Source organism: Actinotalea soli, from assembly GCF_017565425.1.
Lineage (GTDB): Bacteria > Actinomycetota > Actinomycetes > Actinomycetales > Cellulomonadaceae > Actinotalea > Actinotalea soli.
Map to the genome: position 1 here is coordinate 246,963 of NZ_JAGEMK010000001.1, position 23,680 is coordinate 270,642.

24 protein-coding genes and 1 riboswitch are annotated in these 23,680 nt (G+C 74.5%); of the genes, 1 reads left to right on the top strand and 23 read right to left on the bottom strand.

The window, feature by feature from the left end; translation table 11 throughout:
- Positions 1-19: 19 nt before the first annotated feature.
- From J4G33_RS01165 to J4G33_RS01195, 7 genes are all read right to left on the bottom strand, one after another.
- Positions 20-2,866: a DEAD/DEAH box helicase gene (locus J4G33_RS01165; RefSeq protein WP_208054061.1), complete on the bottom strand. Its 2,847-nt coding sequence runs from the start codon at positions 2,864-2,866 to the stop codon at positions 20-22.
- 108 nt (positions 2,867-2,974) lie between these two features.
- Positions 2,975-3,892: a diacylglycerol/lipid kinase family protein gene (locus J4G33_RS01170; RefSeq protein WP_208054062.1), complete on the bottom strand. Its 918-nt coding sequence runs from the start codon at positions 3,890-3,892 to the stop codon at positions 2,975-2,977.
- Entirely contained in the window at positions 3,892-4,626 is a 735-nt protein-coding gene (gene tatC / locus J4G33_RS01175; protein WP_208054063.1) for a twin-arginine translocase subunit TatC, read from the bottom strand. Before tatC ends, J4G33_RS01170 begins: the two co-directional genes overlap by 1 nt.
- Positions 4,627-4,675: 49 nt before the next feature.
- Positions 4,676-5,011: a Sec-independent protein translocase subunit TatA gene (gene tatA, locus J4G33_RS17360; RefSeq protein ID WP_305852911.1), complete on the bottom strand. Its 336-nt coding sequence runs from the start codon at positions 5,009-5,011 to the stop codon at positions 4,676-4,678.
- Positions 5,012-5,149: 138 nt separating this feature from the next.
- Entirely contained in the window at positions 5,150-5,476 is a 327-nt protein-coding gene (locus J4G33_RS01185; RefSeq protein ID WP_208054065.1) for a hypothetical protein, read from the bottom strand.
- A 29-nt stretch (positions 5,477-5,505) separates the two neighbouring features.
- Positions 5,506-6,465, bottom strand: coding sequence for a helix-turn-helix transcriptional regulator (locus J4G33_RS17685; RefSeq protein ID WP_208054066.1), 960 nt, complete (start codon positions 6,463-6,465; stop codon positions 5,506-5,508).
- Positions 6,458-7,468, bottom strand: coding sequence for a helix-turn-helix transcriptional regulator (locus J4G33_RS01195; RefSeq protein ID WP_208054067.1), 1,011 nt, complete (start codon positions 7,466-7,468; stop codon positions 6,458-6,460). Before J4G33_RS01195 ends, J4G33_RS17685 begins: the two co-directional genes overlap by 8 nt.
- Positions 7,469-7,502: 34 nt before the next feature.
- Between J4G33_RS01195 and J4G33_RS01200 the strand changes: the two genes are divergently transcribed.
- Positions 7,503-8,654 carry a DUF3866 family protein gene (locus J4G33_RS01200; RefSeq protein ID WP_208054068.1) on the top strand — a complete coding sequence of 384 codons (1,152 nt, stop codon included), beginning with the start codon at positions 7,503-7,505 and terminating at the stop codon, positions 8,652-8,654.
- A gap of 11 nt (positions 8,655-8,665) precedes the next feature.
- Here J4G33_RS01200 and J4G33_RS01205 read toward each other — a convergent pair whose 3' ends face one another.
- The 16 genes from J4G33_RS01205 to mihF all read right to left on the bottom strand — a co-directional run bounded on the left by J4G33_RS01205 (position 8,666) and on the right by mihF (position 23,612).
- The gene (locus J4G33_RS01205; protein WP_208054069.1) at positions 8,666-9,151 is read right to left on the bottom strand and encodes a PH domain-containing protein; all 486 of its coding nucleotides are present in this window, start codon (positions 9,149-9,151) and stop codon (positions 8,666-8,668) included.
- Between the two features lie 19 nt (positions 9,152-9,170).
- Positions 9,171-10,019: an ATP phosphoribosyltransferase gene (gene hisG / locus J4G33_RS01210; RefSeq protein WP_208054070.1), complete on the bottom strand. Its 849-nt coding sequence runs from the start codon at positions 10,017-10,019 to the stop codon at positions 9,171-9,173.
- A gap of 96 nt (positions 10,020-10,115) precedes the next feature.
- Positions 10,116-10,379 (bottom strand): phosphoribosyl-ATP diphosphatase, encoded by a 264-nt coding sequence (locus J4G33_RS01215; protein ID WP_208054071.1) that lies wholly within the window; start codon positions 10,377-10,379, stop codon positions 10,116-10,118.
- Between the two features lie 88 nt (positions 10,380-10,467).
- On the bottom strand, positions 10,468-10,935 hold the full coding sequence (ribH, locus tag J4G33_RS01220; RefSeq protein WP_208054072.1) for a 6,7-dimethyl-8-ribityllumazine synthase: 468 nt from the start codon (positions 10,933-10,935) through the stop codon (positions 10,468-10,470).
- Positions 10,932-12,248, bottom strand: coding sequence for a 3,4-dihydroxy-2-butanone-4-phosphate synthase (gene ribB, locus J4G33_RS01225; RefSeq protein WP_208054073.1), 1,317 nt, complete (start codon positions 12,246-12,248; stop codon positions 10,932-10,934). Before ribB ends, ribH begins: the two co-directional genes overlap by 4 nt.
- The gene (locus J4G33_RS01230; RefSeq protein ID WP_208054074.1) at positions 12,245-12,928 is read right to left on the bottom strand and encodes a riboflavin synthase; all 684 of its coding nucleotides are present in this window, start codon (positions 12,926-12,928) and stop codon (positions 12,245-12,247) included. The genes ribB and J4G33_RS01230 overlap by 4 nt, the downstream gene beginning before the upstream one ends.
- A complete protein-coding gene (ribD, locus tag J4G33_RS01235; protein WP_208054075.1) occupies positions 12,928-14,067 on the bottom strand; it encodes a bifunctional diaminohydroxyphosphoribosylaminopyrimidine deaminase/5-amino-6-(5-phosphoribosylamino)uracil reductase RibD in 1,140 nt (379 codons plus the stop codon). The genes J4G33_RS01230 and ribD overlap by 1 nt, the downstream gene beginning before the upstream one ends.
- Positions 14,068-14,167: 100 nt before the next feature.
- Positions 14,168-14,310, bottom strand: a riboswitch (FMN riboswitch).
- 44 nt (positions 14,311-14,354) lie between these two features.
- A complete protein-coding gene (gene rpe / locus J4G33_RS01240) occupies positions 14,355-15,023 on the bottom strand; it encodes a ribulose-phosphate 3-epimerase (RefSeq protein WP_208054076.1) in 669 nt (222 codons plus the stop codon).
- 4 nt (positions 15,024-15,027) lie between these two features.
- Positions 15,028-16,533: an RsmB/NOP family class I SAM-dependent RNA methyltransferase gene (locus J4G33_RS01245; RefSeq protein WP_208054077.1), complete on the bottom strand. Its 1,506-nt coding sequence runs from the start codon at positions 16,531-16,533 to the stop codon at positions 15,028-15,030.
- A complete protein-coding gene (gene fmt, locus J4G33_RS01250; RefSeq protein WP_208054078.1) occupies positions 16,530-17,462 on the bottom strand; it encodes a methionyl-tRNA formyltransferase in 933 nt (310 codons plus the stop codon). The genes J4G33_RS01245 and fmt overlap by 4 nt, the downstream gene beginning before the upstream one ends.
- 41 nt (positions 17,463-17,503) lie before the next feature.
- Entirely contained in the window at positions 17,504-19,693 is a 2,190-nt protein-coding gene (locus J4G33_RS01255; RefSeq protein ID WP_208054079.1) for a primosomal protein N', read from the bottom strand.
- 84 nt (positions 19,694-19,777) lie between these two features.
- Positions 19,778-20,980 (bottom strand): methionine adenosyltransferase, encoded by a 1,203-nt coding sequence (metK, locus tag J4G33_RS01260; RefSeq protein WP_208054080.1) that lies wholly within the window; start codon positions 20,978-20,980, stop codon positions 19,778-19,780.
- A gap of 70 nt (positions 20,981-21,050) precedes the next feature.
- Entirely contained in the window at positions 21,051-22,265 is a 1,215-nt protein-coding gene (gene coaBC / locus J4G33_RS01265; RefSeq protein WP_208054081.1) for a bifunctional phosphopantothenoylcysteine decarboxylase/phosphopantothenate--cysteine ligase CoaBC, read from the bottom strand.
- Between the two features lie 13 nt (positions 22,266-22,278).
- Positions 22,279-22,542: a DNA-directed RNA polymerase subunit omega gene (gene rpoZ, locus J4G33_RS01270; RefSeq protein ID WP_208054082.1), complete on the bottom strand. Its 264-nt coding sequence runs from the start codon at positions 22,540-22,542 to the stop codon at positions 22,279-22,281.
- A gap of 122 nt (positions 22,543-22,664) precedes the next feature.
- On the bottom strand, positions 22,665-23,240 hold the full coding sequence (gene gmk, locus J4G33_RS01275; RefSeq protein WP_208054630.1) for a guanylate kinase: 576 nt from the start codon (positions 23,238-23,240) through the stop codon (positions 22,665-22,667).
- A gap of 60 nt (positions 23,241-23,300) precedes the next feature.
- A complete protein-coding gene (mihF, locus tag J4G33_RS01280; protein ID WP_208054083.1) occupies positions 23,301-23,612 on the bottom strand; it encodes an integration host factor, actinobacterial type in 312 nt (103 codons plus the stop codon).
- Positions 23,613-23,680: the final 68 nt, after the last annotated feature.

Consider the following 23,680-nt stretch of genomic DNA (forward strand, 5'->3'; position numbering starts at 1 on the left):
CGAGGCGCCCGCAGCAGCGTCAGACCGAGCTGTAGGCGACCACCCCGCGCCGCAGCAGGTCGACTGCCCGCCGCGCCGTTCCACGCGTGTCGGGACGCGGTGCCGACTGGGCGATCTGGTCGAGCAGGTCGATCACCTGCTTGCACCACCGCACGAAGTCCCCGGCCGCGAGGTCGGTGTCCTCCAGGACGCTCCCGAGGGACCGTCCCGAGGCCCAGCGGTGAACCGGCTGGACCAGGCCCAGGTCGACGGGCCGGGTCGCCTGCAGACCGCGCTCGGTCTCGAGGTCGTCGAGCCGGGACCACAGGCGCACCTGCTCGTCCAGGGCACGCGCCAGGCGGCCCTGCGGCCCACCCGGGACCTGCGGCGCGTGCTCGGGGTCCTCCCGGCGCGCCTCGTAGACCATCGTCGAGACCGCGGCGGCGAGGGCGGGGGCGTCCAGGTCGTCCCAGACCTGACGTCGCAGGCACTCGGCGACCAGCAGGTCGGACTCGGCGTAGAGCCGGCGCAGCCCTTGCCCGGCATCGGTCACCCGGGTGCGGTCACGGCCGTCAGCGGAGACCTGCTCGAGGTACCCGGTCACGGTGAGCACGTCGCAGATCTTGTCGAAGACCCGCGCGATGGACGAGGTCCGGCCCTCGATGCGGCGGGTCAGGCCGTCGTGCTCGCGGCGCAGCCGGTGGTACCTCTCGGCCCAGCGGGCGTGGTCCTCGCGCTCGGAGCACCCGTGGCAGGGGTGGCTGCGCAACCTGCGCCTCAGGTCGGCCGCGGTCTGGTCCTGGTCAGCGGTGCGCTCCTGGCGCGTGCCTCGTGCTGCGGAGGCTGGACGAGGACGGCCGTCCCGATCCCGGGGCGGGGCGGCCAGTGCGCTGCGCATCGCCGAGGCGAGGTCACGCTTGGCCCCGGCGTTGCGCGGCGAGAACTGCCGGGGCACCCGCACGCTCGTGATCCGACGCACCCCCTGGGTGAGGTCGGCCGCGGTCAGCGTGCGCACCTGGCGCTCGGAGGTCAGCACCGTGGGTCGTGGCCCGTCCAGGCCCGCGTCCTTGCCCGTGTCGAGGACGACGGCGTGCCCAGCCCGTCGACCGGCGGTGATCTCCACCACGTCGCCGACGCGCAGCCCCTCGAGGCTCGCGACGGCCTCACGCCGTCGCGCACGGGCCGCGTCGCGAGAGAGGTCCTTCTCACGGTCCGCGAGGCGCCGGCGCAGGGCGGCATACTCCTCGAAGTCCCCCAGGTGGCAGCGCATGGCCTCGGCGTACCCCTCGAGCGCCTCGGCATGGGACTGGGCCTGGCGGGCGAGCCCGACGACGGCGCGATCGGCCTGGAACTGGGCGAAGCTCGTCTCGAGCACCTCGCGGGCCCGGTCCCGGCCCACCTGGGCGACGAGGTTGACCGCCATGTTGTAGGTCGGTCGGAAGCTCGAGCGCAGCGGGTACAGGCGACGCGAGGCAAGACCAGCCAGGGCCACGGGGTCCATCGCCCCGTGATCGACCACCACGGCGTGACCCTCGACGTCGATCCCCCGACGTCCGGCGCGCCCGGTGAGCTGGGTGTACTCCCCCGGGGTGAGGTCGACGTGGGCCGAACCGTCCCACTTGGTGAGCTTGTCCAGGACCACCGAGCGAGCTGGCATGTTGATCCCCAGAGCCAGCGTCTCGGTCGCGAACACCACCTTGACCAGTCCCCGCGAGAAGAGGTCCTCGACGGTCTCCTTGAACAGCGGCAGCAGCCCCGCGTGGTGAGCCGCGATGCCTCGCCCGAGGGCGTGCGCCCAGTCCCAGTAGCCCAGCACGGCAAGGTCCTGCGGAGGGATCGCCGCGCACCGCTGCTCGACGACGGCGCGGATCTCGGCCTCCTGCTCGGCCGTGGTCAGGCGCAGCCCCGCGCGCAGGCACTGCTGCACCGCGGCGTCGCACCCTGCCCGCGAGAAGACGAAGAAGATCGCCGGGAGCAGGGCCGAGCGGTCCAGGACGTCGACCACCGCGAACCGTGGGGCCGGGCGGCGGGGCGGACCCGCCGCCCGGTGCCCCCCTCCCCCGCGCTGGCCGCGGCTCCCCCGGCTGCCCCGGCCGCGGTCGCCGCCCCGGGACGACGGGGCCCCGCCGCTCCGATCGGCACGGCGCAGGGCCTCGGCGAGCTCGGGGTTGATCGGGGGGTCGATCCCCGGGGCGGTCGGGTCCACATGACCCGCGTACAGGTCGAAGAGGTCGTCGCGGGTCATCACGTGCTGCCACAGCGGCACCGGACGGACCTCGCTGACCACGACCGCGGTGTCTCCCCGGACCATGGTCAGCCAGTCGCCGAACTCCTCGGCGTTGGAGACCGTCGCCGAGAGCGAGACCAGCTGGACGTCGGCAGGCAGGTGGATGATCACCTCTTCCCACACCGGGCCGCGGAACCGGTCGGCGAGGTAGTGGACCTCGTCCATCACCACGTACCCCAGGCCGTCGAGGGTCGAGGACCCCGCGTAGAGCATGTTGCGCAGCACCTCGGTGGTCATGACCACCACGGGGGCCTCACCGTTCACCGTCGTGTCACCGGTGAGCAGGCCCACCCGGTCGGCACCGTGACGGCGCACCAGGTCGGCGTACTTCTGGTTGCTCAGCGCCTTGATCGGCGTGGTGTAGAAGGCCTTCCGCCCCTGGGCGAGGGCCAGGTGCACCGCGAACTCGCCCACCACGGTCTTGCCCGCACCGGTCGGGGCGGCCACGAGCACCCCGCGGCCGCCCTCGAGGGCCGCGCAGGACTCCGCCTGGAACGGGTCGAGCTCGATCTCGAGGCCCGAGCGGAAGACCCCCAGCTCGGATCGGTTCTCGACGGCTCGACGGCGGGAGGCGGCATAGCGCTCGGCCGGGGATGACATGCCCTCAGCCTAGGCACACACCTGCGGCGCGACCCGACGGGGCCAGGCCTCGGCGAGCCCTCGGGCAGGCACGGACCTCAGCCCTGCACGGGCCGCCCGGCTCGAGCCTCAGACCAGGACGCGGAGAGCGCGGGGCTGGAGCTCGACCAGGAGCGGCAGCGACCCGACCGGCTCGCCGTCGGCGAAGGCGACCGGTGGAGGCGGCCCCGACGGCCCTGCCTCGAGCAGCACGGTCCTGCTCCGGCGGACCTCGCAGACCCGGTGCCGGAGATGGGTCCCCGCCGCCAGGCGGGGGAAGAGCCCGACCACACCTCGACGGCTCAGAGGTCCGGCGAGCACCACGTCGAGGAGGCTGTCGTCGAGGCTCGCGTCCGGGGCGATGCGCAAGCCACCCCCGAAGGTCGGGCCGTTGGCCACCGCGACGAGCGTCCCCGGTCCGGCCCAGACGCCGTCGTCGAGGGTCACGCGGTAGTCGTAGGGGCGGAACCCCGCCAGCTCGCCGGCCAGGGCGCGGACGTAGCGCGCCGTCCCCCGAGGACGGCGCAGCGTGTTGGCCCGGGCGTTGACGGCTGCATCGACCCCGGCGGAGAGCACCGCGACGTACCACTCGGGAGTCCGCGTCCCCGGCGTCCCGACCGTCACCGCATCGATCGACCGGCCACCTGCCACCAGTCCGCGGTCGAGGGCCTCCACCGCCTCGTCGACGTCATGGCGCGGCAGACCGAGGGCGCGGGCGACGTCGTTGCCGCTCCCCGCCGCCACGATGCCGAGGGGCAGACCGGTGCCGGCCACCAGGTTGGCCCCGAGGTGGACCATGCCGTCCCCGCCCACCACCACGAGGGCGTCGAGGCCTACGAGGACCGCCCTCCGCGCCCGGTCGGCCGCGGTCGTCGCGTCCGAGGCGGTGAGCACCTGCACGGCGTGCCCACGCGCTCGAAGGGCGTCGACGGCCCGCTCCCCCCGACGGCGGCCACGTCCGCTGCCGGCCGTGGGGTTGACCACCACGCCGAGCCGGGCTCGGGGCATCAGACCTCGAGCTCGCGGCGCGCCCGGCGACGGTCGACGAGAGCGCAGATCCCCACCGCGCCGAAGTACAGGGCACAGATCGGCAGGGCGAGGGCGAAGAGGGAGATCGCGTCGGCGGTGGGGGTCGCGACCGCGGCGAAGACGAAGGCGATCATCACGGCCCACCGCCAGCCCGCCCACCAGGTACGGCCGGCGACCAGGCCCGCCAGGTTGAGGCCGACCATCACCACCGGCAGCAGGAAGGCCAGCCCGAAGGCCAGGACCATCCGCATGAGGAAGGACAGGTAGGTCTGCGCGCTCAGCACGTTGACGGCGTTGGCCGGGGTGAACCCGGTGAGCAGCTCGACGGCCAGCGGGAAGACCGTCCACGCGAGCCAGGCTCCGGTCAGGAACAGAGGAACCCCTGCGAGGACGAAACCGATGCCGTACCAGCGCTCGCGGCGGGTCAGCCCGGGGGTGATGAAGGCCCACATCTGGTAGAGCCACCACGGGCTCGAGACCAGGACGCCCACCAGGAGGGAGAGCTTGATCTGCATGTCCAGGGCGGTGGCGAGGCCGTCGTAGTTGAGGGCCACGAGCCCCTCGCGTTCCGTGGCGATCCGCACCAACGGGGCCTGGACCCGTTCGATCAGGGAGCCGTACGCGAACCATCCGAGCGTGGCGCCGACGGCCAGACCCGCGGCAGCGAGGAGCACCCGGGTCCGCAGCTCACGCAGGTGGTCGCGCAGCGGCATGCGTGCACCCGGGCTGCGGCGGGTTCGGCCGCGCGGAGCACGGGCCGCGTCAGTGCGGGCGGTCACCGTCGTCGGAGGCCGTGCCTGCAGGTCCCGCGGTGGATCTCGAGCCGGTGGTCGTGGGCTCCGCCCCGGTCGCCGCGCCCGGGGCCGACGTCCCTCCAGCCGGGTCCCCTGCCGTGCGCGCCCCGGACGCGGACGCGGCAGGGGGCGGCGTGGTGGGGTTGGTCGACCCGGCCGGGTCGCTCACGGAGTCGTCCTGACGGATGTCCTTGACCTCCGAGCGGAGGATCTTCATCGACCTGCCGACGCTGCGCGCGAGGTCGGGCAGGCGACGCGCCCCGAAGAGCAGCAGCACGATGACGAGCAGGATGATCCACTCCATGCCCCTGAGGTTGGCAAGCATGAGCTTCCTCCATCCGTACGCGGTCCGTCCTGGAACCATCGTAACCGTCGGCCGCACCGGTCCCGTGACGGCACCCGCAGGCAGCCGGTCCGGCCGGCCCGCCGGGTCCCCTCGTCCTCAGTGCGAGAAGGCCCGCCAGCGTGCGTAGGTGGCCTCGTGCCGCGCCGCCCGAGCAGCGCGCCGTCGCGCGGTGGCGAGCCGGGCTGCCGCCCGCCTGGCCCGTGCCGGCCCGGGATCGCTCAGCTCGACGGGCTGCACCGGGTGCAGGGCGAGGGCGAGCCGCTCGAGCTCCTCGGCGCGCTCGGCCACGGCACCCATCACCTCGCCGGCACGCTCGAGCTCGACGAGCAACGCGCGGCCCGACCGGTAGACGTGGCGCAGCAGGAAGAAGGCCCCCACGAGGGAGCCCAGGACCAGAGCTGTCCAGACGAGGAACCAGAGCACGGCCCCAGGCTAACGGGTCCGTGGGTGGATCAGGCCTCGTAGGCCTCGAGGGCGCGAGCCGCCGAGCCCGCGGCCTCGTGGGCCAGGGCCGCCGGGTCGACCGCGCGCACGTGGTCGGCGAGCCGCAGCAGCAGGTGCCGCAGCCAGGCCGGCGAGGCCAGGCGCAGGGTGACCTCGAAGCTGCCGTCCTCACCCTCCACGATCTCCTCGACCGGGAGCTGCTCGGCGACCCACCGGGCCCGCCCGTCCAGGGCGATCCGCACACGGTCGTGCTCCTCGGTGGGGCGGAAGGTGCCCGCCTCCCGGCTCGCGGACGGCCGGGTGCTCGTGGGCTCCTCGAGCTCGGTCAGCTCGAGGATCCGGTCCAGACGGAACTGCCGCTCGCCGCGCGCCGCATGGCACCAGGCCACGAGGTAGGAACGCTCGTCACCGGTCAGCAGGTGCCACGGGTCCACGTCCCGCACCGTCACCGCGTCAGCCGCATCGACGTAGCGCAGGCGGACGCGGCGCCCGCTCGTGAGCGACGCGCGCACCCGGCTGAGCACCTCGGGCGCGGCCTCGACCGCCAGGTGCACGTCCATGGTGGCCGCGGCATCCCCCGTGGCCGCCGTGAGGACCTCGAGGGTGCTGCTCAGCACGTCCCGCTGGGCCGGGTCCAGGGCGTCGCCGAGGGCCTCGCTCAGAGCACGTAGGGCCGCGACCAGGGTCACGGCCTCCCTGGTGCCCAGCCGCAGCGCGTGCTCCATCCCGCGCGCCTGGGTGAGCCGCACCACCCCGGACTCGAGGGAGCCCGCGTCGAAGTCGATCAGGTCGTCGGGCCAGTACCCGGGCGTCCCGGACATCCACAGCGTGTCGACGTCGCGCAGGACCTGCTCGGAGCTGACGGCGAAGTGGCCGGCCACCTGCTCCACGCTCACGCCCGGGTTGCGGTCGAGGTAGGCCACCATACCGAGCAGACGCACGAGGCGTTCGGGGGTGCGCTCAGCCACGGATCTGCCCTCCCAGCCGGTCGCCCATCTCGACTGCTGCTCGCAGCCGGGCGACGACCGCCTCGCGCAGAGGAGGTGGCTCGAGCACGACGACGGCGTCGGTGTAGCCGGTGATCTCGTCGGCCAGGGCCGCCGTGCGGTCGTAGGGGACGGCGATCAGGTCCATGCCCCGAGGGACCGGGCGGGCGGGTGCCTCGGGCGGCTCCGGGTGCGCACGGGCACGCAGCGCGCCGGCTCGGTCCTGGGCCACCGCGAGGACCGCGACCCGTGTCTCGCGGGCCTGGGCGCTGTCGACCAGGGCACGCGGGTCGGCGTCGGCGGGGACCTCGAAGGCGCCGGGCGCTCCGAGGGTGCGGACGGACCCGTCGATGCGGCTCAGCCGGAAGACCCGCGGCGCCCCGCGGTCGAGGTCGTGGCCCACGAGGTACCACCCACCGCGGGCCGCGACGATCCGCCACGGCTCGACCCGTCGTCGTCGGACCTCACCCGTGCTCGCGGCGCGATAGGTGAACTGCACGCGGCGGCGTTCCTGGGCCGCGTCGAGGAGCGGCACGAGGGCGGGACCGGCCGGGTGCATCCGTGGGGAGAGCCCCGCGACGGTGTCGGTCGAGCCCGGGGTCGCACCGACCACACGCAGCTTGGTCAGGGCCCGGGCCGCGTCGCTGCTCAGGGTCTGCCCCTGCCAGAACTCCGCCGCGAGGGCCAGCACGCCGAGCTGGGCGGCGCTCAGGTCCATGGGTGGCAGCGCGTAGGCGTCGGTGTCGACCCGGTACCCCTGGTCGTCGCCGTGGGCGGCGTTCGCGACGGTCACGACCGGGACCCCGAGCTCACGCAGGGTGTCCTTGTCTCGCTCGAACATCCGCTCGAAGGCCTCGACGGACCCGGTCGCGTCGTAGCCCGCGACCGAGCGGCGGATCTGCTCCTTGGTCATCCTCCCGCTCGTGTTGACCAGGGCGATGACGAGGTTGAGCAGCCGCTCGGCGGGGGGCAGGGAGTCTGACATCACCCCCCACGCTAGCGGCCGGTACCGTGCTCGGGTGATCACGTGGCGCGCAGGGACCGTGGTGTCGCTCGGCCGGACCTGGTCCGGGGCCACCGAGCTCCTCGTCCGGGACGAGGACGGCCCGGAGCGCAGGGCTCTCGCCTACACCGACGTGGTCGGGTCCCCGACCGTCGGCGACCGGGTCCTGCTCAACGTGTCCGCCCAGGCCCGTGGGCTCGGCACGGGCGGCTACGCCCTCGTCGTCGCGCTGCCCGACGCGCTGCCGGCCGACCCGCCCGCGGGCCCGGGGCACCTGGTCAAGGCGCGGTACACGCCGTTGCAGAGCATGGTCCTGGGGGTCGACGAGCAGGAGTCCCCCCATCACGAGACCCTGCGCGAGGCCGACGACCTGGCTGGCATGCCCGTCGTCGTCGCGGACCTGCACTCGGCCGTCCCGGCCGTGGTGGCGGGCGTGCGCCGGGCGGCTGCCGACGCGGGCCGAGGACTGCGGGTCGCGTACGTCATGACCGACGGAGGGGCGCTGCCTGCAGCCTTCTCGCGCACGGTCGCGGCCCTGCGTGAGGCGGGCTGGCTCGAGGCGTGCGTGACGGTGGGCCAGGCGTACGGGGGGGACCTCGAGGCCGTCACCGTGCACACCGGACTCCTCGCCGCGCGGCACGTCGTCGGGGCGGACGTCACGGTGGTCGCCCAGGGGCCGGGGAACCTCGGCACGGGCACCCGCTGGGGCTTCAGCGGAGTGGCTGCTGGCGAGGCCCTCAACGCCGCGGCCGTGCTCGGTGGGCGACCGGTCGCGTCCCTGCGCGTCTCGGGGGCGGACCCCCGCGAGCGGCACCGTGGGGTCTCGCACCACTCGACCACCGCCTACGGGCGGGTCGCCCTGGCCCCGGCCGAGGTCGTCGTCCCGGTCCTGCCCGTCGCGCAGCGCGACCGCGACGCGTCCGGCGAGCTCTCGGCCGCCGAGCACCAGCTGCTCGCCCAGGTCCGCGAGCAGGCCGCGGCCCTGTGTCGACCCACCGGCCGGCACGAGCTGGTCGAGGTCGAGGCCGGCGCCGCCCTCCGGGCCGACCTCGCCGACGTCCCGGTCCGGCTCAGCACCATGGGGCGCGGCCTCGAGGAGGACCCGCTGGCCTTCGTGGCTGCGGCCGTCGCCGGGGTGCACGCGGGGCGGGTCGCTCCGGGGGCCTGAGGCTGAGGTGGTCAGTCGTCCCGCGCGGTCCGTGAGTGGTAGGCCACCAGGGTGGCCATCCGCTGAGCCTCGGCCGCCGCGAGGGCACCGTCTGCGGACTGCACGGCCATGACCGGCAGGACGTCGCCGTCGGCCAGGTCGAGCTGCACCCAGGGGCGGCCCTGACCGAACCGCACCGAGACGATCTCGGCCCAGGTCACGTGCCGGGTCACGGCCAGGTTGCGCACCGTCAGCCCCGACTCGTCGGGACGGGCGACCACCCCGGCCTGCCGGGCCAGGAACCACACGATCAACGCTCCGAAGGCCAGGATGCTCACCCGGCTCGCCGGGGTGTCCCAGGAGGGGGCGACCGAGGGCAGCCCGAGCACCAGGGCGACCGAGGTCAGGGCCACCAGCACGGCCAGACCGAGGCTGACGACCCGTGCCAGCCGCGGACGGAAGGGTCGGTGCAGGCCGGGTGGGCCCGGTGGACCCTGCGGGGCCGAGCGGTCGGTCATCGCGTGCAGCAGACGGTCGTCAGAGCCGGCAGGCGTGGATCGAGGTGACCAGGATCGCCCGCGCCCCCACGTCGTACAGGGCGTCCATGACCCGGTTGGTGTGGTCGCGGCGGACCATGGCGCGCACTGCAGCCCACTCCCGGTTGTGCAGGGGGGAGACCGTGGGCGACTCGAGGCCCGGGGTGATCGCGACGGCGGCGTCGACCAGCTCGAGGGGGACGTCGTAGTCCATCAGGACGTACTGGCGCGCGGTCAGCACCCCCTGCAGTCGTCGGGTCAGGACGTCGAGGCCCACGGGCTGGGGCCCTTCCTCGCGCCGGACGAGCACGGCCTCCGACCGCAGCAGGGGCTCCCCGAAGACCTCGAGCCCGGCAGCGCGCAGGGTCGAGCCGGTCTCCACGACGTCGGCGATGACGTCGGCGACACCCAGGCGGATCGCGGTCTCCACCGCGCCGTCGAGCCGGACGACCTCCGTGGGTGTCACCCCCTGGGACCGCAGGTGCTCGGCGACGAGCACCGGGTAGGAGGTCGCGACCCGCAGGCCGTCGATCTGCGAGACCTGGCTCAGGCGGCCCGCCGGGGCCGCGAAGCGGAAGGTCGAGCCGGCGAAGCCGAGCTCGAGGTGCTCGACGGCCTCGGCCCCCGAGTCGAGAAGCAGGTCTCGGCCCGTGATGCCGGCGTCCACGGTGCCCTTGCCCACGTAGACGGCGATGTCCCGCGGGCGCAGGAAGAAGAACTCGACGTCGTTGTCGGGGTCGGGCAGGACGAGCTCGCGCGAGTCGCGGCGCTGGCGGTAGCCCGCCTCACGCAGCATCGCGGCGGCGGGCTCGGACAGGGAGCCCTTGTTGGGGACGGCGATCCTCAGCACGGTGGCCTCACGGGGTTGGGTTTCTGCAGGAGGTGGGGGACGGAGCGTGCCGCACGGGCCGGGCGGTGGGCCCGGGATGCGGCGGCGGTCACCGGATCACAGGTGGGCGTAGACGTCCTCGAGGGTGAGGCCGCGGGCGAGCATCAGCACCTGGAGGTGGTACAGGAGCTGGGAGATCTCCTCGGCGGTGCGCTCCTCCCCCTCGTGCTCGGCGGCCATCCAGACCTCGGCGGCCTCCTCGACGACCTTCTTGCCGATCGCATGCACCCCCGCGTCGAGCTGGGCGACGGTCCCCGACCCCTCGGGGCGGGATGCGGCTTTCTCAGCCAGCTCGGCGAACAACGAGTCGAAGGTCTTCACGGTCCAGAGCCTAGACGCCCGAGCCGGGCGGGCCCGTCCTCGTCCAGGAGGCGGAGGGCCCGCCCGTGCGTGGCACGGTGGGGAGGACTCACACGCGCCGCAGGGTGAGGGCGGTCGCGACGGCGGCCTGCGCCGCCTCGGTGCCCTTGTCCTCGCGCGAACCAGGCAGGCCGGCGCGATCGAGGGCCTGAGCCTCGTCGTCGCAGGTCAGGAGCCCGAAGCCGACGGGCACCCCCGAGCGCACCGAGACGTCCGTGAGCCCCTGGGTCGCGGCCGAGCAGACGTACTCGAAGTGGGGGGTGCCACCGCGGATGACGACTCCCAGGGCCACCACCGCGTCGACGCCGTTGCGTGCGACCCGGGCGGCGGCCACCGGCAGCTCGAAGGAGCCCGGGACGCGCACCTCAGTGACGTCGGTCACCCCTGCCTCGGCCAAGGCCCGCCGGGCGCCGTCGAGCAGCCCGTCCATCACGGTCGTGTGCCAGCTCGCGGCGACGATCGTGACGCGCAGCCCGCGGCCGTCGAGCTCGAGGGTCGGTGCTCCGGCTCCGCTCATCGTGGGTCCTCCTCGTGGTGGGACAGCAGGTGGCCCATCGCCACCGCCTTGGTGTGCAGGTATGCCGCGTTCTCGGTCGTCCGGCCGACCTCGAGGGGCAGCACCTCGTCGACCTCGACGCCATGGGCCGTGAGCCCGGTGACCTTGGCCGGGTTGTTGGTCAGCAGGCGGACGGCGCCCAGACCGAGGTCGTGCAGGATCGCCGCAGCGGCTCCGTACTCGCGTCGGTCGGCCGGGAGCCCGAGCTCGAGGTTCGCCTCGACCGTGTCACGCCCCGCGTCCTGGAGGGCGTACGCGTCGATCTTCGACAGCAGGCCGATCCCGCGCCCCTCGTGCCCCCGGAGGTACACGACCGCTCCGCCCTCGCGCGCGGCCTGCGCGAGCGAGGCGTCGAGCTGTGGCCCGCAGTCGCACCGCAGGGACCCGAAGGCGTCACCGGTGAGGCACTCGGAGTGCACCCGGACGACGGGCAGGGTCGTCGGTACCCCGATCCCGTCCGACACGAGGGCCACGTGCCCGGCCCCCGTGCGCAGGTCCCGGTACCCGTGGACGCGGAAGTGCCCGTGGCGGGTCGGCAACGTCGCGACCCCGGTGGCGTGCACCCGTCGATCGGCGTCGACGGGCTCGGCCACGGCGGGCAGGTCTCCGTGGCGGCGACGCCAGGCGACCAGGTCGGCGATGGTGAGCAGCACCAGGTCGTGCTGCTCGGCGAGCTCGGCCGTGGCGTCCAGGCGCATCATCGACCCGTCGTCGTGGACCAGCTCGGCGATGCCCGCGACGGGCTCGAGCCCGGCGAGCCTGCACAGGTCGACAGCGGCCTCGGTGTGACCGGCTCGGTGCAGCACTCCCCCGGGCACGGCACGCAGCGGCAGCACGTGACCTGGGCGGATGACGCTCTGCGGACCGGCCGCCCGGTCGGCCAGCACCCGCAGGGTGCGGGCCCGGTCCGAGGCCGAGATGCCCGTGGTCACGCCGTCGGCGGCATCCACCGTCACGGTGTACGCCGTACGCCGCGGGTCCTGGCTGTGCGGCACCATCAGCGGCAGCTCGAGCGCGTCGGCGCGCTCCGAGGGCATCGGGGCGCACAGATAGCCCGAGGAGTGCCGGATGGTCCAGCCGACCCACTCGGCCGTGGCGGACTCGGCCGCGAGGATCACGTCGGCCTCGTTCTCGCGGTCCGGCGAGTCGGCCACGAGCACGGGGCGGCCGGACCGCAGCGCCTCGAGGGCCTCCTCGACGGTGCCCAGGCTGATCGGGCGGGCGGGCGCGTCCTCGACGTGCTCGGTGGCCGCGGTGCTGGTGCTCTCGCTCATCGTGCTGGTGCTCCGTCCTGCTGCGAGACCCGCCCGGCCGGGCCGTCCTCGGGCTCGGGGGCGTCGGTGGTGCGGGCGTCGTCCCTGAGCCGGGCGCCCAGCAGGCGCTCGACGTACTTGGCAACGACGTCGACCTCGAGGTTGACCGGGTCGCCGGGCTCGAGCCGCCCCAGGGTGGTCGCCTCGAGGGTGGTCGGGATCAGCGAGATGCCGAAGCTCTCCTCGGTCACGCCGGTCACGGTCAGGGACACGCCCGACACGGTGATCGACCCCTTCTCGGCCACGTAGCGGCCCAGCTCCGCGGGGCACGAGATCACGAGGTCGTCCCAGCGGGGGCCGGGGTCACGGCTCACGAGCCGGCCGACGCCGTCCACGTGGCCCTGGACGAGGTGGCCGTCGAGCCGGCCGTCGGCCCGCACAGCGCGCTCGAGGTTGACGGCCGCACCGGGCGCGAGGGACCCCAGGGTGCTGCGCCGCAGGGTCTCAGGCATGACGTCGGCGGTGAAGGTCGCGTCGACGACCTCCCCGGTGACCGTCAGGCACACGCCGTCGACCGCGATCGAGTCGCCGACGCGGGTGCCCGGGGCGACCAGGGGGCCGCGCAGGGTCAGGCGCGCGTCCTGCTCACCCTGCACGACGGCCAGGACGGTGCCGATCTCCTCGACGATGCCGGTGAACATCAGCTCTCCTCCGTGGGGATTCGATGGGTCGTGCGGTCAGAAGGCAGAGGACGGGCGACGACGAGGACATCCGGCCCGAGACGCGCGGTGCTGACGGTCTCGAGCCGGAGCGCCTCGGCGATGGTCGAGATGCCGAGCGGCCCGACGGCTCCGGGTCCGGCCCCGAGCAGCACGGGCGCGAGATAGGCGTGGAGCTCGTCCACCAGCCCCACCCGGAGCAGTGCCGAGCTCAGGGTCGGCCCACCCTCGACCAGCAGGTGACGCACCTGCCGCCGACCGAGCTCGTGCAGGGCCTCGGCGACGTCGTGGGTGGTGAGCTGCACGAGCTCCCCCCCGGGGCCGTGCAGCCTCGCGGTGGCCGGGATCTCACGGGCGCCGAGCACCACGCGCAGCGGCTGATGGGCTCTCAGGGCGCCGCCCGCGTCGCGCGCCGTGAGGGCGGGGTCGTCGGCGAGGGCGGTCCCCGTCCCGACCGCGATCGCGTCGACCTGGGCACGCACCGCGTGGGCGTGCTCCCGCGCGGCCCTGGAGGTGATCCACCGGCTGGTCCCGTCCGCGGCTGCGACCCGACCGTCGAGGGTGGCCGCGAGCTTGAGCGTGACCCATGGGCGGCCGAGGCGCACCGCGTGCAGCCAGGTGCGCAGCAGGTCCTCGCCCTCGTCCCGGAGCACCCCGCCGCGCACCTCGACCCCCGCGGCACGAAGGGTGGCGGCACCACCGGCGGCAACGGGGTCGGGGTCCTCCACGGCGTGGACGACCTGGCGGACACCGGCAGCCAGCAGCACCTCGGTGCACGGACCTGTCCGTCCGGTGTGGGAGCACGGCTCGAGGCTGACGACGGCGGTCGCCCCCCGGGTGTCAGCCCCTGCCTCCTGGGCGGCGCGCACGGCAGCGGGCTCGGCGTGAGGCGTCCCCGCGCCACGGTGCCACCCCTCCCCCAGCACCTGGCCGTCCGGGGAGAGCAGGACGCAGCCCACCCGCGGGTTCGGCCCGTGGGCGGGCCCCCGGCGAGCCAGCTCGAAGGCGCGGCGCATGCTGGTGGTGAGGTCGGCGGGAGTCCGCCCAGCGGCGGTCTCCTCGGCAGTGCTCGACCGAGCGGCGTCCGGCCCCGTGGGCCCGCTCTCGCGCGTGCTGTCCATGCGTGCCCACCTCCGGTCGCTCAGGGCTCCGGGGTCGCACGACGGGACGTCGCGACACGACGTCGCGTCGGCGCGGGCTCGACGGCCTGCACGACGGACGCCACGTGCTTCCTCCCATCCGGACTTTCACCGTCGGTCCTGGAGTTCCACCAGGTCAACCGGTCCTGACGCCGTGAGGCGCCGTGGACCGGGTCGCGGACTGTCACCGCCGGCTCGGACTTTCACCGACCCCGGAGCACGTACGTGTTCTGCGCCAAGTCTGCCACAGCGCTCCTGCGCGCACGGACCTACCGGTGCGTGTGCGCGTCCCGAGCCCTCTGACGCAGCTCGTCGATCGCCGTGGCGGCGTCCTCGGCCCCGTACACGGCCGAGCCCGCGACGAAGACGTTGGCGCCGGCCTCGGCGGCCCTCTCGACGGTCTCGGCGGAGATGCCGCCGTCGACCTGCACCCACACGTCGAGCCCGGCCTCGGTGATCGCCTGGCGGGTCCGACGGATCTTGGGCAGGGTCGCGTCGAGGAACGACTGGCCGCCGAAGCCGGGCTCCACGGTCATCACCAGGAGCATGTCGAGCTCGGGGAGCAGGTCGACGAAGGGCTCGACGGGGGTCGCCGGACGCAGGGCCATCCCGGCCCGTGCTCCGAGTCCTCGCAGCTCCCGGGCCAGCCGGACCGGCGCCTGGGCGGCCTCGGCGTGGAAGGTGACCGAGGCTGCGCCCGCCTCGGCGAACCCGGGAGCCCACCTGTCGGGGTCCTCGATCATGAGGTGGGTGTCGATCGGCACCGGCGACACCTGGACGAGCCGCTCGACCACCGGCAGACCGAGGGTCAGGTTCGGCACGAAGTGGTTGTCCATGACGTCGACGTGGGCGTAGTCGGCCGTGCTGATCCGGCCGAGCTCCCCGGCCAGGTCGGAGAAGTCGGAGGCGAGGATGCTCGGCGAGACGAGGATGTCCATGGGGTCAGTCTCCCGCGCCGGTGGTCGTCCCGTCCTGAGGACGGCGTCGCAGCAGCGCGAGGAACATCGCATCCGTCCCGTGCACGTGGGGCCACAGCTGGACGTGGGGCCCGGGGCCGAGCGGCAGGTCGTCTCCGGCGACAGCACGCACCGCGTCGCGCGCGTCGAGCTGGTCGACGTCGGTGCGGCGCCGGAGCACGTCACGGACGACGAGCGTGGTCTCTGCGACGTGCGGCGAGCAGGTGACGTAGGCGACGACGCCGCCGGGGCGCACGGCGTCGAGAGCAGCTCCGAGGAGGTCTCGCTGCAGGGCGCTGAGTGGGCCGAGGTCCGAGGGCTGCCGGCGCCACCGGGACTCGGGCCGACGGCGCAGCGCGCCCAGGCCCGTGCAGGGCGCGTCGACCAGCACCCGGTCGAAGGTCGCCGGGAGCTCCTCACCCAGGGTGCGTCCGTCGCCGAGGCGGACCTCGACCGTGCCGGGCGGCACCGCCTGGACGCTCCGCTCGACCAGCCGCACGCGGTGCGGCTGGAGCTCGTTGGCCAGGACCGTGGCACCCTGCCCGGCCGCGATCGCGCCGAGCAGGGCAGCCTTGCCCCCGGGACCCGCGCACAGGTCGAGCCACCGTCCCCCGTCCCGGTCGACGGGGACCTGAGCCAGGGCGAGGGTGACGAGCTGAGAGCCCTCGTCCTGGACACCGACGGTGCCCTCCGTGACGCCGGGCACCGCGGTGGGGTCCCCGCGGTCGAGGACGGCCGCGGTGGGTGTCCAGCGTCCGGCGACCGCCTCGGAGCCGGCCACGACCTCGTCGCGGTCCGCGAGCCCCGGCCGGGCGACCAGGGTCACGGCCGGGGCCGCGTTGTCCGCCTCGAGCAGGGCCTCGAGCTCCTCGGGTGCACGCTCGTCGGCCACGAGGGCCTGCCGCAGGCCACGGGCCACCCATGCCGGGTGGCTGTGCTGCAGCGCGAGACGCTCGACGGGGTCCTCGAGCGTCGCGCCGATCCGCTCGAGCCACTCCTCGACGGGGGTCGCGCCGATGCTGCGCAGGACGGCGTTGACGAACTGCGAGGCGCCGACCCCCGACCGGGAACGGGCCAGCCCGACCGTCTCGGAGACAGCGGCGTGCGCCGGGACCCTCATGCCGAGCAGCTGGTGAGCACCGAGCCTGAGCAGGTCCAGGACAGGCGGGTCGATCCGCTCGGTGGGGCGCTGGGCAGCGAGCTCGATCACGGCGTCGTACCGGGCCTGGAGGCGCAGCGTCCCGTAGGCGAGCTCGGTGGCGAACCCCGCGTCACGCCCCCGGATCCCCCGGGACCGGAGCATCGGGGGCAGCACGAGGTTGGCGTAGGCGTCCGAGGCCGCGACCTCGCCCAGCACGTCGAGGGCCGCGGTGCGCGCGGGATCGCCCGTGCGGCGTCGCTCGGCGGGGGTTTGGGCAGTCCGTGCCGCACGGCCACCGGCACGTGCAGGTCCCCGTTCGCGGCCGCGCTGGTCGCGCCGGTCCCCCGTCACGAGCCCAGCCTCGCGGCCGAGGCGAGCCGCGCGCCGCGGGCCCAGTCGGTGGCGGCCATCATCCGTCGGCCCGCCGGTGCGACCTCGCCGAGGGCCACCGCGTGGGTCGCCGTCCCGACGAGGACCTCGGAGCGCTCGACGCGCACCTCCCCCGGCTCGAGATCGGTGACCTCGGGCCGCGGGCGCACGGGACCGAGCTTGAGTCGCGTACCGGCCGGGTCGGTCGTCCACGCCCCGGGGGCGGGGGTGCAGGCGCGGGCGCGTCGATCGACGGCCAGGGCGGGCTGCTCCCACCGCAGGCGCCCGTCCTCGGTGGTCAGCCGTGGTGCGTGACTGACCCCTTCGGTCGTCTGGGGCACGGGGACCAGGCTCCCGGTGGCGAGACCGTCGAGGGTCGCGGTCAGCAGCCCGGCCCCCGCGGCGGCGAGGCGGTCGAGCAGGTCCCCCGCGGTGTCGGTGGGCAGCACCCTCTCGGTGAGGGTGCCCAGCACGGGACCGGTGTCCAGGCCCTCCTCGATGCGGAAGGTCGTGGCTCCGGTGACCTCGTCGCCCGCGAGCAGCGCGTGCTGGACCGGTGCGGCCCCGCGCCAGGCGGGCAGGACGGAGAAGTGCAGGTTGATCCAGCCGTGGGTCGGCAGGTCGAGCAGGTTCGGCGGGATCAGCCCGCCGTAGGCCACCACCGGTGCGCAGTCCACCGCGAGCTCGCGGAGCCGCGGGGGCACGCCCTCCGCACGCAGGCTCGTCGGCGTGAGGACCGGGAGGCCGGCCTCGAGGGCTCGCTCCTTGACGGGGCTCGCGGCGAGTCGACGGCCGCGACCGGCGGGGGCGTCCGGCCGGGTCAGCACCGCGACGACCTCGTGCTCGGAGTCGAGAAGGGCGTCGAGGGCCGGGAGGGCGACCTCTGGGGTCCCGGCGAAGAGCAGGCGCATCCGACGATCCTAGGCCGCGTGGCCGGCCGGGCCTGCCGGGGTCACAAGATCTCGGTCGGTTCGACCCGGAGCCGGACCGCGCCCGGCTCCCGGCGTGCGCTGCGCGTGGCCACCGCGGCAGCCAGGGCAGCCGTGACCTGCGGGGCGAGCGTCCAGGGTGAGCGCACCAGGGCACGGACCGGACGTTCCTGCTCCGGGTCCAGCACCGGGGTCCGGTCCACCTCCCCCGCGTGGCTCGGCTCGTGGACGTGCGGGCCCAGGACTGTGACCTCGGGGGGCAGCGCGAGGCCCTTGACGAACCCCTCGACCGCGTGGCGCGGGCCGTCGACCGCGACCATGTGCACCGCCGGGGGCAGGGAGAGCTCGGTGCGCTCGGCCAGCTCTCGCTCGGCCAGTCCCACCGGGTCCCAGCGCACGAGGGCCTGGGTGGGCACCGGGGCGCCGTCGCCGACCAGGACGACGACCCCTCCCTCGGGCGCCGGCCGCACCAGGGCGGCAGCCCCGATCCACGTGCGCAGCCCCTGCTCGGCCACGTCGAGGGCAGGGCGGTTGGTCACGACGGCGGCATCGAGCAGTACCGCGGCAACGTAGCCCTCGCTCGCCCTCGGCTCGGCCCCTGGGGTCGCGACGACCAGGGCCGGACGGGGCCCGACCGCCGCGACCACCCCCGCCGTGGTGCCGGCCCCCGAGCTGACGACCGGCACCCCCGGGAAGGCGCGGCCCAGCTCCTCGGCGGTGCGTCCTGACCCCACGCGGACCGAACGCAGGTCCGCTGCCCCGCACTCCTCGCACCGCCATGCGCCGGCCAGGTGCCCGCACCATCGGCACTGGGGCGGTCCACCACGCTCGTCCACCGCGAGCGGGCCGTGGCAGGCGGAGCACCGGGCCAGGGTGCGGCACCGGGAGCAGGCGACGCTCGGCAGGTAGCCCGCTCGCGGCACCTGCACGAGCACGGGGCCCCGCTCGAGCCCCGCACGGATCACCCGCCAGGCCGCACTGGGGAGGCGGGCTGCCGCCCCGGCGCCCTCGGCCGCGAGCTCCGTGCTCGTCAGGGCACGGACCCGCGGTGCACGACGCCGGACGACCTCGCGCGGCGCCACGAGCGGATGGGCCCACCCGGCAGCGACCCAGCGTTGGACCACCGAGGAGCGGACGTGGCCGCCGACGAGCAGAGCGGCCCCCTCGAGGGTGCTGCGCAGCGCCAGGACCTCGCGCACATGGGGGTAGGGGGCCCGTGGCTCGGCGTGCAGAGGATCGGCCTCGTCCCAGCACACCACCAGGCCGAGGTCGCGGACCGGGGCGAAGGCGGCCGCGCGGGTGCCGATCACGACCTGGGCCGCTCCGCGTGAGCACGCCAGGAAGGCCCGGTAGCGCGCGGACGGACCGTCGTCGGCCACCAGACGGACCCATCCGCCCTGCTCACCGCGCTGCCACGGCGTCAGACCGTTCGCCTCGAACGCCTGCTCGAGGACGGTCACGTCAGCCAGCGAGGGCACCACCAGGAGGGCACCGCGGCCACCGGCGATCGCGGCGGTCACGACCTCGACCAGCTCGGCGGCCCAGCCGGTGCCCGAGGACGAGGGCAGAGCGGTCCACACGGCACGCGGCGCCTCTCCTGCGGCGACGCGACGCAGGAACGCGGGGCCACCGGTGTACGCCTCCCACGGCGAGACCGGGCCGGTGGACACGCTCTGGTGGCGGGTCCCGGGCGAGGACTCCTGCCCGTGGGCGGCGGGCCGGTCCTCAGCGGTCGCCGCCGTGCGCGTCTGCCCCCCGGCGGCCCACGCCTCCTGCTCGGTCCGGGCGTGCCGCGGCGGCACGGCGAGCCGGAGGACGTCGGACCGGGTCCCCGCGTAGCGCCGCGCGACCGCGTCCACGAGCTCGCGGACCCGGGGAGTGAGGACGACCTCGGCCGACACGACCTTCCGCAGCGACGCCAGCTCCCCGTCGTGCTCGGCCTCGTCGCGGCGCTCGAGGACCAGGCCGTCGACGTCCTGGTGACCGAAGCGCACCTTGACCCGGGTACCCGGCTGCGCGGCCTCGTCCAGCGAGGCCGGGACTGCGTAGTCGAAGGCGTGGTCGAGGTGGGGCTGCGGCCTGTCGATCGCGACCGAGGCGACCGGTCGAGCGGCGGCGAGCGGCCCGGTGGCCCGGGGTCGCGTCCGGCGGGTTTTCGGTGCGGGCAGACCAGCCAGGGTCGGCTGGTCCTCCGTCCCGCTCCCCTCGCTCACGGCGTCATCCCATCACGTCGCGCCGACACACGGTCCTGGCCGGGCGCACGCCGTGCCCGTCCGCCCAGACCTCGGTCGAGGGGGTCAGGACAGCGCGTCGTGCAGGTCGAGCACGCGGTCGGTCCGCTCCCAGGTGAAGTCCGCGAGCTCGCGGCCGAAGTGCCCGTAGGCCGCGGTGCGCGAGTAGATCGGGCGCAGCAGGTCGAGGTCCCGCACGATGGCGCCCGGACGCAGGTCGAAGACCTCCTTGATGGCCGCGGTGAGCCGGTCCACCGGGACGGTCTCGGTCCCGAAGGTCTCGACGTACAGACCCACCGGGTGGGACGCCCCGATCGCGTAGGCGACCTGCACCTCGCACCGGCGGGCCAGACCCGCCGCGACGACGTTCTTCGCCACCCACCGCATCGCGTAGGCGGCCGAGCGGTCGACCTTGGACGGGTCCTTGCCCGAGAAGGCGCCGCCGCCGTGGCGGGCCATGCCGCCGTAGGTGTCGACGATCACCTTCCGCCCGGTGAGGCCGGCGTCGCCCTGGGGCCCGCCGATGACGAAGGTCCCGGTCGGGTTGACGAGCAGCCGGAACCCGGTGGTGTCGATCCCGACCTCCTCGAGCACCGGCGCGACGACGTGCTCGGCGACATCGGGGGCCAGGGTGCCGTCGAGCGAGACGCCCGGGTCGTGCTGGGTGGAGAGCACCACGGTGTCGAGACGCACCGCGCGGTCACCCTCGTACCCGATGGTGACCTGGGTCTTGCCGTCGGGACGGAGGTACCCGAGGGTGCCCTCCTTGCGCACGTTGGCGAGCCGCTCGGCGAGCCGGTGGGCGATCCAGATGGGCAACGGCATCAGCGAGGGTGTCTCGTCGCTCGCGTAGCCGAACATCAGGCCCTGGTCGCCCGCGCCCTGGGCCTCGATCGGGTCGAGCACCTCGGTGCCCTGGCGGGCCTCCCAGGCGACGTCGACCCCGGCGGCGATGTCGGGAGACTGCTGGCCGATCGAGACCGAGACCCCGCAGGACCGCGCGTCGAACCCGATGGTCGAGGAGGTGTAGCCGATCCGCTGGAGGACGTCACGGACGACCTGCGGGATCTCGACGTACGCCTCGGTGGTCACCTCACCGGCCACGTGCACCAGGCCGGTGGTGACCATCGTCTCGACCGCTACCCGCGCCGCACGGTCCTGGGCGAGCATGGCGTCGAGGATGCCGTCCGAGATCTGGTCGCAGACCTTGTCGGGGTGCCCCTCGGTGACCGACTCGGAGGTGAACAGGCGCAGTCCGTTGGAGCTCATCGGCACAGCCTAGCCAGGACCCGTGGGATCGCCCCGGCGTCCGCAGGGTGAACCGTGGGCGGGCGAGGGCTCAGGCCTGCAGCAGGTCGACGACTGCGTCCCAGACGGCGTCGGCCACCTCGTCCTTGGTCCCTGCTGCGGACCTGACCGTGGCTCCGTCGGAGTCCAGGACCGTCACCTCGTTGGTCACCTCGCCGAACCCGCGTCCGCCGCCGACGGCGTTGACCGCCAGGAGGTCCGCGCCCTTGCGGCGAGCCTTCTCGCGGCCGTGGGAGAGCACGTCGCCCGACTGGTCCCCGGTCTCGGCGGCGAAGCCCACCACCACCTGACCGACGCGCAGCCGGTCCTGGGCGAGCTCGGCGAGCACGTCAGGGTTGGTCGTGAGCTCGATGAGGGGTGGGCCCGAGTCCTCGGCCTTCTTGATCTTGTGCTCGGAGAGCGCGACGGGACGGAAGTCCGCGACAGCAGCGGCCATGACCACGACGTCGGCCTCCTCGGCGGCGCCGCGGACAGCGGTGCGCAGCTCGGCGGTCGTCTCGACCGGGACCTGACGGACCCCTGCAGGGAGCAGCCCGAGGACCTCGGAGCCGATGTTCGCCCCGACCAGGGTCACGTCCGCACCCCGGCGGTGGGCCGCACGCGCGAGGGCGACGCCCTGACGGCCGCTCGACCGGTTGCCCAGGAAGCGGACCGGGTCCAGGGGCTCGCGGGTCCCGCCGGCAGAGACCACGACCCGGCGTCCGACGAGGTCCCGGGGGGTGGGCTGGACGAGTGCGAGGGCCGCGGCCGCGATCACCTCGGGCTCGGGCAGGCGGCCCGGTCCGGTGTCGGCCCCCGTCAGCCGCCCCGACGCAGGATCGAGCACGTGCACCCCGCGGCTGCGCAGGGTGGCGACGTTGGCCACGGTGGCAGGGTGCTGCCACATCTCGGTGTGCATGGCCGGCGCCAGCAGGACGGGGCACCGGGCCGTGAGCAGGGCAGCCGTCAGGAGGTCGTCGGCACGGCCGGTCGCAGCGCGCGCGAGGAGGTCGGCGGTGGCCGGGGCCACCACGACGAGCTCGGCGCCCTTGCCCAGACGAACGTGGTCGACCTCGGTGACGCCCTCGAAGACCTCGGTGGTCACCGGCTGGCCCGACAGGGCCTCCCACGTCGCGCGTCCGACGAACTCGAGGGAGGCGCGGGTCGGCACGACGCGCACCTCGTGCCCGGACTCGGTCAGCTGACGCAGGAGCAGCACGGCCTTGTAGGCCGCGATCCCCGCACTGACACCGAGCAGGATCCGCACGGGTGGAGTCCGGTCAGGAGTCGGTCGGCTGGACCGTGAGCAGGCCGGAGTTGATCTCGCGCATCGCGATCGAGAGCGCCTTCTCCTGGTGCCGGGCCTCGACGAGCGGACCGACGTACTCGAGGAGGCCCTCGTTCAGCTGCGAGTAGTACGCGTTGATCTGACGGGCCCGCTTGGCCGAGTAGATCACCAGCGCGTACTTGGAGTCGGCGGCTGCGAGCAGCTCGTCGATGGGGGGGTCGGTGATGCCCTCGGGGGCGGCGACGGTTCCGGACATGTCAGCACTCCGTGGTCGGTGGTGGGGGGCCGGGACGGCCGTGGTCGGCGGTCCTGGGTCGGTGTGGCGCCGTACGGCGGGGACTCCACCGGAGGCGCCAGGCCCCGGTCAACCCGTCGATCCTACCGCCTCGACAGACCCATCACCTCGACGAGCTCGTCCGTGGCGCGTTGGACCTCGTCGTTGACGACCACGTGGTCGAACTCGCTCGCGGCGGCGAGCTCGACCTTCGCGGTCGCGAGCCGACGCTCACGCTCGGCCTCGTCCTCGGTGCCACGGCCCACGAGCCTCCGCTCGAGCTCCTCCCAGCTGGGGGGGGCGAGGAAGACGAACCTCGCCTCGGGCATCGCGGCACGCACCTGCCGGGCCCCCGCGAGGTCGATCTCGAGCAGGGCGGGCCGACCCGCCGCGAGTCGCTCGAGAACAGGCCCCCGCGGGGTGCCGTAGCTGTTGCGCCCGTGCACCACGGCCCACTCGAGGAGCTCGCCCTCGGCAACCATGCGCGCGAAGGCCTCGGGGCCGACGAAGTGGTAGTGCACGCCGTCGACCTCGCCCGGGCGGGGTGTCCGCGTCGTCGCCGACACCGACAGCCACACCTCGGGGTACCGCTCGCGGATGTCTGCCGAGACGGTGCCCTTGCCGACGGCCGTGGGCCCGGCGAGGACCGTCAGCCGCGCGGGCCCGTCCCCGTCGTCCAGCGGACCGGGCTCGGCGGCCGTCGAGTCGTTCTCTGCGATGTGTCGTGGCACGTGTCGTGCTCAGCCGAACCGCTCGACCAGGGCCTGCGCCTGGTGCGGGCCCAGGCCACGGAGCCGACGGGTCTCGGAGATGCCGATCTCGGCCATGATCGCGCGGGCCTTGATCTTGCCGACGCCCGGCAGGGACTCGAGCAGGGCGGAGACCTTGAGCTTGCCGATCACGTCATCGGTGCGGCCCTGCTCGATCACCTCGGCGAGGGAGCCCTGGGAGTACTTGAGGCGGTTCTTCACCTCAGCTCGTGCCTGACGGGCGGCAGCAGCCTTCTCGAGGGCTGCTGCACGCTGCTCGGGGGTCAACGGGGGTAGAGCCACGCGGGGTCACCTTCTTCGCAGAGGGGCATGGCGGTCGGGGTCGAACCTAGCGACCTGAGGCGGTCGTC

What these genes read in the sequence shown, in the direction of transcription:
- J4G33_RS01165 (WP_208054061.1), bottom strand. Translation starts at nt 2,866, where the DNA reads ATGTCATCCCCGGCCGAGCGCTATGCCGCCTCCCGCCGTCGAGCCGTC.
- J4G33_RS01170 (WP_208054062.1), bottom strand. Translation starts at nt 3,892, where the DNA reads ATGCCCCGAGCCCGGCTCGGCGTGGTGGTCAACCCCACGGCCGGCAGC.
- tatC (WP_208054063.1), bottom strand. Translation starts at nt 4,626, where the DNA reads ATGCCGCTGCGCGACCACCTGCGTGAGCTGCGGACCCGGGTGCTCCTC.
- tatA (WP_305852911.1), bottom strand. Translation starts at nt 5,011, where the DNA reads ATGGAGTGGATCATCCTGCTCGTCATCGTGCTGCTGCTCTTCGGGGCG.
- J4G33_RS01195 (WP_208054067.1), bottom strand. Translation starts at nt 7,468, where the DNA reads ATGTCAGACTCCCTGCCCCCCGCCGAGCGGCTGCTCAACCTCGTCATC.
- J4G33_RS01205 (WP_208054069.1), bottom strand. Translation starts at nt 9,151, where the DNA reads ATGACCGACCGCTCGGCCCCGCAGGGTCCACCGGGCCCACCCGGCCTG.
- ribH (WP_208054072.1), bottom strand. Translation starts at nt 10,935, where the DNA reads ATGAGCGGAGCCGGAGCACCGACCCTCGAGCTCGACGGCCGCGGGCTG.
- ribB (WP_208054073.1), bottom strand. Translation starts at nt 12,248, where the DNA reads ATGAGCGAGAGCACCAGCACCGCGGCCACCGAGCACGTCGAGGACGCG.
- J4G33_RS01230 (WP_208054074.1), bottom strand. Translation starts at nt 12,928, where the DNA reads ATGTTCACCGGCATCGTCGAGGAGATCGGCACCGTCCTGGCCGTCGTG.
- ribD (WP_208054075.1), bottom strand. Translation starts at nt 14,067, where the DNA reads ATGGACAGCACGCGCGAGAGCGGGCCCACGGGGCCGGACGCCGCTCGG.
- rpe (WP_208054076.1), bottom strand. Translation starts at nt 15,023, where the DNA reads ATGGACATCCTCGTCTCGCCGAGCATCCTCGCCTCCGACTTCTCCGAC.
- fmt (WP_208054078.1), bottom strand. Translation starts at nt 17,462, where the DNA reads ATGCGCCTGCTCTTCGCCGGGACCCCAGAGGTCGCCCTCCCGGCCCTC.
- metK (WP_208054080.1), bottom strand. Translation starts at nt 20,980, where the DNA reads ATGAGCTCCAACGGACTGCGCCTGTTCACCTCCGAGTCGGTCACCGAG.
- rpoZ (WP_208054082.1), bottom strand. Translation starts at nt 22,542, where the DNA reads ATGTCCGGAACCGTCGCCGCCCCCGAGGGCATCACCGACCCCCCCATC.